The sequence below is a fragment of the Haliea atlantica genome (assembly GCF_054779855.1).
Genome location: NZ_BAAGXL010000005.1, coordinates 144472 through 158683, shown reverse-complemented (window position 1 = coordinate 158683; position 14212 = coordinate 144472). Strand labels below are relative to the sequence as shown.

The 14212-nt window shown below is 64.4% G+C and carries 12 protein-coding genes; 6 read left to right on the top strand and 6 right to left on the bottom strand.

Annotated features, from left to right (window positions below; genetic code table 11):
- Positions 1–74: 74 nt before the first annotated feature.
- From ACYVGS_RS05980 to edd, 5 genes are all read left to right on the top strand, one after another.
- Positions 75–1655: an AMP-binding protein gene (locus tag ACYVGS_RS05980; protein ID WP_460587753.1), complete on the top strand. Its 1581-nt coding sequence runs from the start codon at positions 75–77 to the stop codon at positions 1653–1655.
- 91 nt (positions 1656–1746) lie between these two features.
- On the top strand, positions 1747–2823 hold the full coding sequence (locus ACYVGS_RS05975; RefSeq protein WP_460587752.1) for an MBL fold metallo-hydrolase: 1077 nt from the start codon (positions 1747–1749) through the stop codon (positions 2821–2823).
- Positions 2824–2836: 13 nt separating this feature from the next.
- On the top strand, positions 2837–4291 hold the full coding sequence (gene zwf / locus ACYVGS_RS05970) for a glucose-6-phosphate dehydrogenase (protein WP_460587751.1): 1455 nt from the start codon (positions 2837–2839) through the stop codon (positions 4289–4291).
- A gap of 8 nt (positions 4292–4299) precedes the next feature.
- Entirely contained in the window at positions 4300–4980 is a 681-nt protein-coding gene (gene pgl, locus ACYVGS_RS05965; protein WP_460587750.1) for a 6-phosphogluconolactonase, read from the top strand.
- 1 nt (position 4981) lies between these two features.
- Positions 4982–6802, top strand: a complete 1821-nt coding sequence (gene edd / locus ACYVGS_RS05960; RefSeq protein ID WP_460587749.1) for an IlvD/Edd family dehydratase — start codon at positions 4982–4984, stop codon at positions 6800–6802.
- A gap of 74 nt (positions 6803–6876) precedes the next feature.
- On the opposite strand, the gene ACYVGS_RS05955 is transcribed toward edd, so the two are convergent.
- From ACYVGS_RS05955 to ACYVGS_RS05930, 6 genes are all read right to left on the bottom strand, one after another.
- Entirely contained in the window at positions 6877–8076 is a 1200-nt protein-coding gene (locus tag ACYVGS_RS05955) for an iron-containing alcohol dehydrogenase (RefSeq protein WP_460587748.1), read from the bottom strand.
- Positions 8077–8151: 75 nt separating this feature from the next.
- On the bottom strand, positions 8152–9336 hold the full coding sequence (locus ACYVGS_RS05950; protein WP_460587747.1) for a GGDEF domain-containing protein: 1185 nt from the start codon (positions 9334–9336) through the stop codon (positions 8152–8154).
- 110 nt (positions 9337–9446) lie between these two features.
- Positions 9447–10226 (bottom strand): acetoacetate decarboxylase family protein, encoded by a 780-nt coding sequence (locus tag ACYVGS_RS05945; RefSeq protein WP_460587746.1) that lies wholly within the window; start codon positions 10224–10226, stop codon positions 9447–9449.
- A gap of 79 nt (positions 10227–10305) precedes the next feature.
- The gene (locus ACYVGS_RS05940) at positions 10306–11187 is read right to left on the bottom strand and encodes an SDR family oxidoreductase (RefSeq protein WP_460587745.1); all 882 of its coding nucleotides are present in this window, start codon (positions 11185–11187) and stop codon (positions 10306–10308) included.
- Positions 11188–12153: a Rieske 2Fe-2S domain-containing protein gene (locus ACYVGS_RS05935; RefSeq protein ID WP_460587744.1), complete on the bottom strand. Its 966-nt coding sequence runs from the start codon at positions 12151–12153 to the stop codon at positions 11188–11190.
- On the bottom strand, positions 12150–13382 hold the full coding sequence (locus tag ACYVGS_RS05930) for an amidohydrolase family protein (RefSeq protein ID WP_460587743.1): 1233 nt from the start codon (positions 13380–13382) through the stop codon (positions 12150–12152). Before ACYVGS_RS05930 ends, ACYVGS_RS05935 begins: the two co-directional genes overlap by 4 nt.
- 131 nt (positions 13383–13513) lie before the next feature.
- Between ACYVGS_RS05930 and ACYVGS_RS05925 the strand changes: the two genes are divergently transcribed.
- Positions 13514–14137 (top strand): TetR/AcrR family transcriptional regulator, encoded by a 624-nt coding sequence (locus ACYVGS_RS05925; RefSeq protein ID WP_460587742.1) that lies wholly within the window; start codon positions 13514–13516, stop codon positions 14135–14137.
- The last annotated feature ends 75 nt before the right edge of the window (positions 14138–14212 follow it).

The window sequence follows — 14212 nt, the reverse complement described above, 5'->3', positions numbered from 1 at the left end:
CGGGTCTGAGTGGCGTTGCCGCCGGGATGGCCTCCCCCGCAAATACCTTGATTAAAAGAGCGAGAATAACAGCTATGACGGACCAGAGCCTCTATCACCCTCCCCTGATGCCCCATCTGTTGATCGAGGGTCTCAATCGCTACCACGACGAGCCCTGTTTATTCCTGGGCGACAAGGTCGCCAGCTATCGCGATGTGCGCGAGCGCACCAGCCAGATGGTGCAGGCATTGCAGTCCCTGGGCCTCGGCAGGGGCAGCCGGGTGGCCGTGATTTCCGGCAACCGCCCCGAGGTACTCGCCAACATCGCCGCGATGCAGCTGGCCGGCTGCTGCGGCACCCCGCTACATCCCCTGGGCTCGATCGACGATCACGCCTACGTACTGGAAGCCGCGGAAATCGACGCCCTGGTCTTCGACCCCGGCCCCTTCGCTGAGGTAGCTGCGGCCCTGCAGGCCAGAGTACCGGGTCTCAAGCACCTGCTGGCCTTCGGCCCCTGCGAGCAGGGCACGGACTACCTGGCCCTGGCGGACAGTTTCCAGCCGGTTCCACTGGTCGCGCCGGAGGTCCATCCGGAGGACATCTCCTCGATCAATTTCACCGGCGGCACTACCGGCAAGCCCAAGGGCGTGATGAGCAGCTACCGGGTCACCGCGGCGATGACCGCGATCCAGATGGCCGAGTGGGAATTTCCCGACGAGCTGCGCATGCTGATTGCCACGCCCCTGTCCCATGCGGCGGCGGCCTTTTTCATTCCGGTACTGCAGAAAGGCGGCGCTTTCTATGTGATGCAGGGCTTCAGCCCGGATGACTTTTTTGACATGGTGGAGGAGCATCGCATTACCGCCACCATGCTGGTCCCGGTCATGCTTTACTACCTGCTTGACCATCCGCGCAGCCAGAGCGCCGACCTGTCCAGCCTGGAAACCGTTTTCTACGGCGCCTCGCCGATGAGCCCATCCCGCCTGCAGGAAGGCATCGAACGCTGGGGGCAGGTGTTCTACCAGTTCTACGGCCAGTCCGAGGCGCCCATGGTGATTGCCAACCTGCGCCGTGGCGATCACGACCTGGCAAAACCCGAGCGGCTGTCCTCCTGCGGCCGCCCGACCCCCTGGATCCATTTTGCCCTGCTGGACGCGGACGGCAAGCCAGTGCCCCGCGGGGAGGCCGGCGAGATCTGCGTGCGCGGCCCCCTGGTCATGAGCGGCTACAAGGACCTGCCCGAGGTGACTGCCGAAACCTTCGCCGGCGGCTGGCTGCACACCGGCGATGTTGGCCGCCTGGACGAAGACGGCTTTCTGTACATTGTCGACCGCACCAAGGACATGATTGTCAGCGGCGGCTTCAACGTCTACCCGCGGGAAGTCGAGGATGTTCTCTCCCGTCACCCGGCCGTGCAACAGGTGGTCGTGGTCGGCGTGCCCGACGAGCGCTGGGGTGAGGCGGTCAAGGCGGTGGTTGTGGCGAAACCCGGTATTGAGACAAGCGACAACCTGGCGGCGGAACTGCAGCAGGCCGTGAAGGAAGCCAAAGGTTCAGTGCAGACGCCAAAAAGCGTGGATTTTGTCGACGCCATTCCCCTCACCCCGGTGGGCAAGCCGGACAAGAAGGCGGTGAAAGCCCGCTATTGGGGGGACCAGGCGAGGGGGGTCAACTGAAACAGCTGGAGCAGCCACAACCCACCTCCCGCTGGACATTCACCCGGCCAGCGCCGATCATTGGGGGTTTCCGAGCTGTTCTGGACCCCGCATGCTGACACCCAATCCCGAAACCTGGCGCGGCCTCGTCTACCCCTGGTCGCGCAAGGCCAACCCCGAGCACGGCGTTCCCGAGAAGATCGCCGAAGGCGTCTACTGGGTGCGCTTCCCCATGCCCATGTCCCTGGACCACATCAACATCTGGCTGCTCGAGGATGGCGAGGGCTGGACTGTGGTGGATACCTGCCTGGACCTGCCCAAATCCCGCGAGGTGTGGGAAAACCTGTTCGAGGGCTTCCTGCAGGGCAAACCGGTCACCCGGGTGATCTGCACCCACATGCACCCCGATCACATCGGTCTCGCGGGCTGGCTGTGCGAGCGCTTCGGCGCCACACTCTGGATGACCCGCGAGGAATTCCTCATGTGCCGTTCCCTGGTCGGGGACACCGGGCGACCGGCACCCGAGGTGGCCCTGCGCCACTACCGTGCGGCGGGGTTTACCGAGGAGCAGCTGGATGCCTACCGGGAAATGTTCGGTGGCTTTGGCCGCGCGGTGTATCGGCTGCCTGACAGTTTCCGGCGCATCAAGGACCGCGAGACCCTGACCATCGGCGGCCGCTACTGGCAGGTGATTGTAGGCAGTGGACACTCTCCGGAGCACGCCTGCCTCTACTGTCCGGCGCTGAAGCTGCTGATCTCGGGGGACCAGGTGTTGCCGCGGATCACGCCCAATGTCAGCGTGTTTCCCACCGAGCCCGAGAGCGACCCCCTGCAGGAGTGGATCCAGTCCTGCGGCCGCATTCGCGAGATTCTCCCCGACGATCTGCTGGTACTGCCCGCCCATGAGGCCCCTTTCCGTGGTCTGCACGTGCGCCTGACCCAGCTGATCGAGACCCACAAGCGTGAGCTGAACCAGCTCTACGACTATCTCACCGAGCCCAGGCGCGTGGTGGATTGCTTCCCGGCCCTGTTCAAGCGGGAAATCACCGAGGGTCACCTGATGCTGGCGACCGGCGAGACCCTGGCGCACCTGAACTGTCTGCGCAAGCGACAACAGGTGACCCGGGAGACCGATGCCCAGGGTGTAGACTGGTACCGGCAACAGGCGGACTCGATCGCCTACGACTAGCAGGAGGCACAATATGGCGGAGCAGGTAGACCTGGTGATCTTTGGCGGCACGGGTGACCTCTCCACCCGAAAACTGCTCCCGGCCCTGTACCAGCTACATCGCCACGGCCTCGCGGATGACCTGCGGCGCATCGTGGCAACCGGCCGCGCGGAAAAGGATCGCGAGACCTTTCTCAGCGAAGCGCATGCCAATACCCGGCGTTTTGTCCCCACCGAAGATTGGGACAGCGCCGTCTGGGAAAGCTTCTGCCAGCACCTTCACTACCATACCCTGGACGCCGCCGAAGCCCCACACTACCAGTCCCTGCGTGAGCTGCTGGATACCGCCGCAGCCCCGCTACGCCTGTTTTACCTGGCCACCCTGCCCGCCCTCTACGGCGATATCTGTGCACATCTGCAAGAGGCCCGCTGCGTCAGCCCGCAGAGTCGCGTGGTGCTGGAAAAACCCCTGGGGCACGACCTGACCTCCTGTCGCGACATCCACCGTCGTGTTGGCGAGGTGTTCCCGGAGGAAGCCACCTTCCGCATCGACCACTACCTCGGCAAGGAAACCGTGCAGAACCTGCTGGCGGTGCGCTTCGGCAACCCCCTGTTGCAGCCGCTGTGGAACAACAGCTTCGTCGACAACGTGCAGATTACCGTCGCGGAATCCATCGGCGTGGAGGGACGCGGTGACTACTACGCACACACCGGCGCCCTGCGCGACATGGTGCAAAACCACCTGCTGCAGGTACTGTCGATGGTCGCCATGGAGCCGCCGAGCAGCCTGGACCCCTGGGCAATTCGCGACGAGAAGGTCAAGGTGCTGCGCTGCCTGCAGCCAATTACCGCTGCAACCATCAAGGCCTGCAGCGTGCGTGGCCGCTATGACGCCGGGGCGGTGGATGGTCAGGCCGTCAGGGGCTTCCTCGAGGAGGCCGACTTTGAACAGGCCTCGAATACCGAGACCTTCGTCGCCCTGCGCGCCCATATCGACAACTGGCGCTGGGCCGGTGTTCCGTTCTACCTGCGCACCGGCAAGCGCATGAGCCGGCGCTACTCGGAAATCGTCATCGAATTCCGCCGCCCTCCCTTCTCGCTGTTTGCCAACGACCCCAACGAGCTGAGCAACAAACTGGTCATTCGCCTGCAACCGGAGGAAACCATCAGTCTGCACACGCTGAACAAGAAGCCGGGGCTGACCCGCAAGTTGCGCCTGCAGCCGGTGGAGCTGCACTTGACGGAGGACGCCTGGCAGAAGGACCACAGCTACGATGCCTATGAGCGCCTGCTGCTGGATGCCATCAACGGCGACCAGACCCTGTTCATGCGCGGCGACGAAGTGGAAACCGCCTGGCGCTGGGTGGACTCCATCATCGCCGCCTGGGAGGAAACCGGGCAGCCCGTGAAGCCCTATAACGCCGGCACCATGGGCCCCTCCGCTGCCACCGCGCTGGTGGCGGTGGATGGACGCAACTGGTACGAATAGGGGGGCCAATGCGCAAGCACGACTTCAGCCACAGGCTAGAACTCGACCAGTCCCTCGCACGCACTCTCGCCGCAGCCCTGCGCGTGGATCTGGCACAGCAGCCCCGTGTCTCGCTGGCGCTGTCGGGCGGCAGCACGCCGCGCGGCATGCTGCAGCAACTGTCACGGCACGACCTGGACTGGCAGCGCGTGGATATCACGCTGGTGGATGAACGCTGGGTGGCCCCGGACAGCCCGGAGGCCAATGAGCACCTGTTGCGCGAATGCCTCTTGCAGGGCCCAGCTGCGGCCGCACAGCTGTATCCGTTGCTGCGGCCGCAGCACAGCCCGGAATCCGCCCTGCCGGCCCTGGAGGCCATGCTGGCCGGCCTGCCGCGCCCCTTCACCGCGGTGGTGCTGGGCATGGGCGCAGACGGCCACACCGCGTCCTGGTTCCCCGGGGCAGAGAACCTGGCCAGCCTGCTGGACGCGGAAAGCCAGCAGCGCGTGGCCGCCACCCGCCCGGCCTCGGTTCCCCAGGCGCGTGTTACCCTGACCCTCGCCGCGGTACTGGACAGCCGCAACATCCATCTGCACCTGACCGGCATCGACAAGCGCACAGTGCTGGACGACGCCACCGAACTCAAGCTGCCGGTGGCACAGGTCCTGCAGCAGACACATACCCCCCTGCACATCTGGTGGTCTCCCTGACATGACTGATACCCGACTCGACGCCATTACCGACCGGATTCGCGAACGCAGCACCGACTCACGGCGCGCCTACCTGGAGCGTATTGACCGCATGCGACGTCAGGGCCCCCAGCGCGGCAGCCTGTCCTGCAGCAACCTGGCCCACGGCTTTGCCGGCTGTGGCAGCGACGACAAACAGGTTCTGCGTCTGACGGAAGCCGCCAACCTGGGCATCGTCACCGCCTACAATGATATGCTCTCGGCCCATCAACCCCTCGCAAGCTATCCCGACGTGGTCAGAGAGGCCGCGCAGTCCATCGGCTGTACCGCCCAGGTAGCCGGCGGTGTGCCGGCCATGTGCGACGGCGTCACCCAGGGAACGGCCGGCATGGAACTCTCCCTGTTCAGCCGCGACATCATCGCCGCGGCCACCGCGATCGCCCTGTCCCACAACATGTTTGACGCCGCGCTGTGCCTGGGGATCTGTGACAAGATCGTACCGGGCCTGCTGATAGGCGCTCTGAGTTTCGGCCACCTGCCGGTGATCTTTGTGCCCGCGGGCCCCATGCCCTCGGGGCTCGGCAACAAGGAAAAAGCCGCGATCCGCCAGCAGTACGCCGAGGGCAAAGTCGGTCGCGATGCCCTGCTGGAGGCGGAATCGGCCGCCTATCACAGTCCCGGCACCTGCACTTTCTACGGCACCGCCAACAGCAACCAGATGCTGATGGAGGCCATGGGCATCCACATTCCCGGGGCCGCCTTCGAGAATCCGGGCACGCCCCTGCGCGATGCCCTGACAGCCGCCGCGGCCCAGCGGGCCTGCCAGATTACGGCCCTTGGCAGCGAATACACACCGCTGGCCGAGGTGGTGGACGAGAAGGCGATCGTCAATGCGCTGGTGACCCTGCTGGCCACCGGCGGCTCCACCAATCACTGTCTGCACTGGGTGGCCATTGCCCGGGCGGCGGGCATCGTGATCGACTGGCAGGACTACGCTGACCTGTCTGCCATCACGCCACTGGTTACCCGCATCTATCCCAACGGCAGCGCCGATGTAAACCATTTCCACGCGGCCGGCGGCAGCGCCTATGTGATCCGCACCCTGCTGGAAGCCGGGCTGCTGCACGAGGACGTGAAAACCGCCTGGGGCGAGGGCCTGACGCACTACACCCGGGAGCCGAAACTGCAGGACGGTAAACTGGTCTACGTCGAAGGCGCCGCGGTGAGCGCGGATACCAGCGTTCTCCGCCCGGCCCTGGAGCCCTTCTCGCCCGAGGGCGGGTTGCGCCTCCTGGAAGGCAATCTCGGACGGAGTGTCATCAAGGTTTCCGCCGTCGCCGAGGCGCATCACGTCGTGGAGGCTCCGGCCCGGGTCTTCGAGAGCCAGGAAGCGCTGAAGGCTGCTTTCGAGGCCGGCGAGCTGGAGGGCGACCTGGTTGCGGTCGTACGCTTCCAAGGGCCCCGGGCCAACGGCATGCCGGAGCTGCACAAACTGACGCCCTACCTGGGCATTCTGCAGGACCGCGGTTTTCAGGTAGCCCTGGTAACCGACGGTCGCATGTCGGGCGCCTCGGGCAAGGTGCCGGCAGCGATCCATGTGACCCCGGAGGCTCTCGCCGATGGGCCGCTGGCCCGGGTTCGCAATGGCGACATCATCCGGCTCGACGCGCACAAGGGGGAGCTGCAGGCACTGGTGCCCCAGGACGAGTGGCGGACCCGCAAGGCCGCGCGACGCAGTTCACGGGACAGCGAGTTCGGCACCGGACGCGAACTATTCGCCTTCATGCGCGGCGCGGCCGGGGCCGCAGAGTCTGGTGCATCGGTATTCTGGGGCCCGGATTGAACGATGGGCAAGCGCTGGCCAACCACCGGTGGTTGGCCCGGTCACCCCTTGGTTGCGGAGGAACGTGACCTCCCTCAGGGGGTGATGGCCCGCAGTATCGCCAGGGTCGGCTCCCGTTCCAGCAGTTTTGGCACGGGGTAGCCCTCGCACTCCTTGAGCGCCAGATCGGTGAGATAGTCATAGTCTTCGGCCCGCAGCGACTCCGCCTTGTCGGGAATACCGACATCAGACCGCAGCTGTATGACTGCCTCGATAAACTTGCCCGCCAGGCTGTCTTCAGACTCTCCCGGCTGGCCAATACCTGCAAGCTCCGCCAGTTCGGCCAGCGCGGTGCGCGCCGTGTCGCGGCAATACTCCAGCACATGCGGCAGCACCAGGGCATTGGCCAGACCGTGGGGGATCCCGTACTTGCCTCCCAGCTGATGGGCGATTGCGTGGACATTGCCGACGTTTACCTGGTTGATGGCAATGCCGGCATAGTAGGCCGCCAGGGCCATGGACTGACGCGCCTCGCGGTTACTGCCGTCGGCGACGGCATCGCGCAGATTCTGGAAGATCATGCGGGTCGCCATCGCGGCGTGCTCCTTGCGCGTACCGCGGTCCCAGACACAGATATAGGCCTCTATCGCATGGGTGAGCGCATCCATGCCGGTCGCCGCGGTAATCGCCGGGGGCATGCCCAGCAGGAGGTCGGAGTCCAGCGCCACTGCTGAAGGCAGCAGACCGGCACCGGAAATAATCCCTTTTTCATGGGTAACATTGTCTGAGATGACCGAGCCCATGGTGGCCTCGGAGCCCGTGCCAGAGGTGGTGGGGATGGCATAGATCCTCGGCACCTCGTGCCGAACCTTGCCAAAGCCCACCCAGCCGGTGGGATCCTCGGTGCTGCTGGCGGATGCCGCGATGATCTTGGCCGCATCAATCGAGGAGCCACCGCCCACGGCCAGAACCGCCTCGCAGCCCTGGTCCAGCATCACTGCCCGGCCCTCGGCAACCTGGGCATAGGTGGGGTTGGGCTCCACCCCGTCGTAGAATGCCAGCTCCACCGCACTGTCGGCGAAACCGGCCGTCGCGGCGTCCACGACGCCAAGCTCGCGCAGAGGTCGGTCGGTCACCACGAGGAGCTTGCGCACGCCACTGCGGGCAATGTGGCGGCACAGCTCGGCGGCGCTGCCGCTGCCGGTATAGGCCATGTAGGCCGGGCTGGGCCCCAGCCCGGCCAGGGTTTTCATCAGGAAAAGGTTGGTGGCGTGCTTGAGCTTGCGGAATGACATTGATGGCTCCCGTCGCGGGTTTTATGGTTATGATTGCGGCCTGTTTCGGGCAGGTCACAGCAGAGTATGAACATTTCAGGCCCGCGACACCATCCTCGGCGGCGCCGGACCGGGCGCGATTACCAGCGTATCGCGGCCCGCACCCTTGGCCCGGTAGAGCGCTTCGTCAGCCCGCATTAGCAGGGTCTCTACCGACTCCTCGCCCGAGCGTTGGGCAACACCAAAGCTGGCTGTCAGCAGAATCCTGCTACCACCCTCCTCGAGAGGATGTGCACGCATGGCCTCGCGAAGCCGGTCGATCAGGGTGCAGGCATCGGCCTCCTCCCCCGCCAGCAAGACGGCGAACTCCTCGCCGCCGATACGGGCGGAGACTTCCTCGCTGCGCAGGCAACGGGCCAGGGTCCGGGCAAAATGTACCAAAGTGCGATCCCCGACACTGTGACCGTAGCGGTCATTTATCCGCTTGAAAAAGTCCAGATCCGCCAGTACCAGAGTCAGGGGCTGATCCTGGCGGCGCGCCAGCCCGAACAGGCGCCCCGCAAGCTGCATAAACCCTCGCCGATTGCTCATGCCGGTAAGGCTGTCGGTCACTGCCTGCTGGCGCAGGCGCGTGGCAAGATCGGTGGCGAGCAGGAAAATCACCGTCACCCCCATTGCCACGAAGAAAGTCGGCATCAGGGCGAAATTGACCAGGTTGTACAGATCGCGTTGTTCCTGTGTCGCCTCGGTACCAAACTGCAACGCGATCAGTGCGGCGAGCCCCTGGGCGAGCGCGAACAGGAGGTTGACCACGGCCGCGACCTGCTGGGCGAGACGCGGTTCCGGGCCATGACGGAGCAGAATCCAGGCCACGTGGCAGAAAGCCAGGCAGGCAAAGCCCGGCGCCAGTGCCACACGCACATCCATGCGCGGCACGAGCAGGGTAAACAGCACCTGGGCAAGCAACAGCGTCCCCGCTATTGTCACCAGAGCCAAGGGAGAGGAGGACAGCCCCAGGCGGTTGCGATGCCCCACGGCCGCCGTCAGCACCAGCAGGCAGGACAGCGTGTTGACACTGACCCACCACCACTCGTAGCTCGGGGAGAACTCCCGCAGCAGATTGAAGGTGTACTGCAGCGCTGCAAGGACAAAGGCGAGAGACCAGATCAGCGCATGCCGCGGGTGGTCAAACAGGCGCCATCCCAGATAGCACGCTCCGGCAAACACCAGACTCACCACCACCAGTGTCAGCTGCAGCGCTTCTACTGCACTCAGGGGCATGCTCGGAACCTTTGCGGAACTCCGGAAAGACATCGATCATGGCGCAGCCGCACTACAGTTACAAGGCAGTACGTGCGCCGCCGGGCTCGCTGCGCCCGGCGGCGGGATTGTCAGCGGCGCGGACCGCCCCGGGTCCCGGGCCAGCGCGAGCCGGAAATGGTGTCCGCGAAGGGCTTGAAGGCCTCGGGGTCCAGCTTGCCCGCCAGCTTGATCTCCCGGTCGAGGAAGACCGGCCACCACAGGTGTGCGGAGACCTGCTCGCGCATCGGCAGGCGGCTGGCCAGGGGGTCCCAGGGACTGTCGCGCAGCACCAGTTCGCCGTCGACGCGCTCGCGCCAGGCAGTGCCGTAGCGGCTGCGCACATGCACCACGTGAGGCGGAAAATCATAGCCCTGGTCGGGGTCGGGCATCACCCCGACGGCCAGGGAGAACTTGACCCACCACTCGTGCATGTCGAACTCATCAAGGGGCGCGTTCTCGCCGCTGGCGGTACCGCGGAACTCGGCAAAGGTGTAGCCCTGGTGATGGCTGCGCGCGGTCACACTCGGCCCAAGCCGGTAGTAATCGGTGGTACACGGATACTTGGGCTGGCCATTGTGGTCCCGGCTGATAAAGATCGCCGACTCCTGGTCAATGCCGTAGCCCAGGGCGTATTCACCGGCAAGACCGTTGTAGTCCGCATTGACGGTCTGCAGAATCCCGTATTCCGGTTCGTCGGGTACGGGTACCAGATAGAAGGTGAGGTTGACGTGCGGGTCCGCGCCCGGCTCGATACCCGGCGGCAGTATCGCGGCAATCGCTTCCGGGTCGGTGCGGTATACCACCTTCAGCATCGGCCAGTTGAGAATTTCCCCGGGGCTGCCCTGGGGTGCACTGCTGTTCTCGCTCATCTCGCTAAGTCCTTATCGTTAGAAGAAGAAGGGGCGTGCCCTTCGGGTACAGACGTGGGGCGGTGCCCCGGTGCCGGAATCAACCACCCACCATCGGCGGCTCCGGCGTTTTGCGCAACAGGATCATCTCCGCACGATCACGGATTTTCTGCTCGGTTTCAGGGGTGGTGGCCAGCAACCAGAACGCGTCCTGCTCCAGACCCTTGACCGCCATTTCCGCCACTTCGTCCGGGTGCGTGGTTTTCAGCTCAATGCCGTACTCCGCCGCCATGCGCTTCATGTCATCCACCGAGGTAATCCCCGACTCGTTGCCCTCGATCTCCTTTTTCAGAGCTTCGGGGCGCACGCGCCCGGAATTGAACAGGCCGGTTTCCACCACATGGGGGCCGGGGAACAGAGCACTGACCTTCACCGGGCTCTGTGCCGCCTGCACCTGGAAGTGCAGATTCTCGGTGATGGCATGTACCGCCGCCTTGGTAGCGGTGTAAATAGGCGCGTCGGGGTAGATCACCATGGCCCCGTTACCGGAGCCGGTAATCACGAAGTGGGCCGGCTGATTGCGTGCCACCAGCCGTGGCATGAACGCGCGGATACTGTTGATCACACCCCACACGTTCACGTTCATGCACCACTGCCAGTCTTTCTCCGAGTAATCCCACATCGCGCCGCTCTCGCCGGCGCCGATACCCGCGTTGGCGAACACCAGGTCGATCGCACCGAAAGCCTCCTCCGCGGTGTCAGCCAGGGCCTGCAGACTGGCGAGGGCGGTCACGTCGCAGTGCGCCACCCGCGCCTCGATACCTTCCGCCTCCAGATCACGACTGACGGCCTCCATGGCCTCGCGGTCGACATCGCCGATCACGATGCGCGCCCCCCTGCGCCCCAGAGCAAAGGCGAGGGAGCGCCCCACGCCGCTGGCACCGCCGGTGATGACCGCGACCTTGTCCTTGAAATCCTTCATTCAGGCGAGCTCCCTTACATCCACATAGAACTGACGCACCCATTTGCGGTAGAGCACCAGGGTCTTGTCTTCGCGACAGAAAATCGGCTTGTGTTTGTGCACCTTGTTGGCCCAGATCGGGTAGTCGTCCTGGATGCCGGCGATAATTCCGTTCATCACCTCGTCCCCGGCCAGATCCTCGATCTCGCGGCGCACGGTCAAGGTCCAGCGCAACAGGGTGCGGTTGCGATCAATCGGCTGGGCGCTGTTGTACACCACCATCTCGGCACCCGGACCATAGGAGGTGCGCACCGTGGCGAGGCCGGGGCTTTCCACCAGGGAATGCAGCTTGTTGGGGACCGCGGCGTTCTTGGCGTCCAGGTGCAGGTGCAGGTGACGACCGTCCTCGTCTACCGTGACTTCCGAGGGGGGCACGTCCTGCTGACCGTGCACATACTGGAAGTGCACCGGATCGCAGGAGTTTTCCGCGATGTCCTGAATGTGGGCCGGCACCTCGAACTCGGCATAGCGCGGTGGCGTCCACTGGGGGTCGCCCAGTTCCCTGAGCTCGGGCAGCGGCCATTTCGGTGCCAGCCCCTGGGGGTGGAACCAGATATAGACTTCGCCATTGGCTTCCTCGCAGTGCCAGATCCGCACCCGCGCCCGCTCGGGGATCTCGTCGCAATAGGGTATTTCCACGCAGGCCCCCTCGGCGTCGAAACGCCAACCGTGGAAGGGGCAGCGCAGGGTTTCCCCCACCACTCGCCCGTTAACGCCCATGTGCGCACCGAGGTGAGGGCAGAAGGCATCCTGAATCTGGGGCTTGCCCGAGCGGGTGCGGTACAGCGCCAGCTCGCGGTCGAAAGCCTGCACCCGCTTCGCCTCACCCACCTGCAGCTCGTGGCTGCGGGCAACGGAAAACCAGCCCATGGGAAACTCGGGCGTCGTATTGGTCCTGGATTCACAGGGCTCGATGATGGCACTCATGCGGCAACTCCCTTGTCATCAAAGATCGCCGTGGTCGGACCGATGCGGTCGGCCACAGTCTGTAGATAGGCGCGGTCCAGGCCGTACCAGCCGACCGCGTTCTCGCCGAGAATCTTGCGGCCGTCCTCCTCGGGAACCCCGGCGAAAACCTCGCGGTAGTACTCCCGAGTATGCGGCCAGGTGCCCTCCGGATGCGGATAGTCACTGCCCCACATCAACTTGTCGGTGCCCAGGGCCTCGCGGGCATCGATATCGCGACGCGGCACGCAGGAAGCGCCGATGGCGATATTGCGCTGGAAGTATTCGGTGGGCGACATGGACAGGTGGCTGCGGAAATCCCCCAGCTTGGCGGAGAACTGGATGTCGAAGTAATTGTGGTCGAGCAGGCGCAGCCACGGCGGCAGCATGAAGGTAGTGCCACCCTCGGTCATCACCACTTTCAGCCGCGGGTAGCGCTCGAAGACTCCGCCCCAGATCATGAAGGTCAGGGGCCGGTAGAGCCACCACATGACCTCGGAGACGTAGATGCCCATGGCACCCGGCAGTTCATCGGAGCGATCCTCCCGCGGCCATTCCTTGCCGAAATATTCCGGCTGGGGCGCGGGACCCGAGTGGAAATGCACGATCACGCCCAAATCCTGGCAGACCTCCCAAAAGGGATCGTACTTGCGATCGTGGTAGGGGGCCTGGTCGCCCCACATGGTGGGGATCATCACCGCGCGCAGCCCGTTGTCCACGCACCAGCGCACGGCATCTATCGCCTGCTGTACATCCCACAACAGGGGAATCGAGGCCACCCCGATATGCCGAGCCGGGTCGTTGGCGCAGAACTCGGCCAACCAGCGATTGTGCGCCATGGCCCCGGCCCACTGCAGCTCGGGCACAGCGTCCCGGGGGGACAGCCCCAGGCCAGCCCCAAAGGGGGGCGTGTTCATTTCGGTAATACCGTCGGGGAAAATGATTTCCGCCGCGATGCCGTCTTCGGCCAGGACCTTGAGCCTTTCCTGGTAGTCCCAGGCACCGGTCAACTGCTTCTGGATGGGCTCGCGCCAGGCGTCGTTGATTTCCTTGATCAGGAAGCTTTCCTCCGCCTTGGCCGTGAGCTCGACCTGAACCGGGACCGCCATGTCCATGACCTCGTGATACTTGGACTCGACATAGGGTTTGTAATCGGCGATGTGCAGGCCAGCGTGGCAATCGGAGGACACCACGATGAGATGATCAGACATAACGCGCTCTCTGCGATAACTGTGTGACTGGACTGATGTTTAAAGTTATGTAACAAATGTGCAAGTTTGCACATTTGCGAACAAAATAGTTTAATGCGCGCGCAAACGCAACTGCTTCAGGGGAAGAGTTCATGGGTGTAGCCGAGACAGAACCGGGGCGTCGGGAAAAACGACGTCAGGCCACGCGCCATCGCATCGAAGAAGCCGCCTACCATCTGTTTCGCCGCCAGGGCGTGGAAAGCACCAGTATTGAGCAGATCTGCGAAAAAGCCGACGTCGCCCGGCGGACCTTTTATGGCTATTTTCCCAACAAGCATGCGCTGCTCGGCGGGCTCGGCATCTCGCGACTGTACAGCCAGGCCAGCCCCCTGCTCGCCCAGCTGGTGTCCAGCTTTCCGGATACCCACAGCCGCCTGATGGCCATGATCGACTATATCGAGGAGCGCTTCGCCACCTTTGACGAGGTCGACCGCCAACTGATCTTGCTGGCTCCCAGCGTTCTGGCCAGCGACACGGAACAGCAACGGGATATCGCCGACCACGCGCTGACCGCCTTCGCCGAGCTGTTTGCCATCGGCCAGGAAAGCGGCGACATTCCCGCGAACTTCAGCCCGGAAATCCTCGCGGCGATGGTCGTTGGCACACTCAATACACTCACCACCCGCTGGGCCATCGACAGCCGCTACCCGGTCATCGACAAACTGGAGGAAGCGCGGGGACTGTTTTCCGCCGCCGCGGGCTGCCAAACCACCTGATGCACCCATCTGCGCCCGGGGCGCAGATCTTCGAGGACCTCTCACTCCCCTTTGACTCAGGTCAAGGGGACAGCT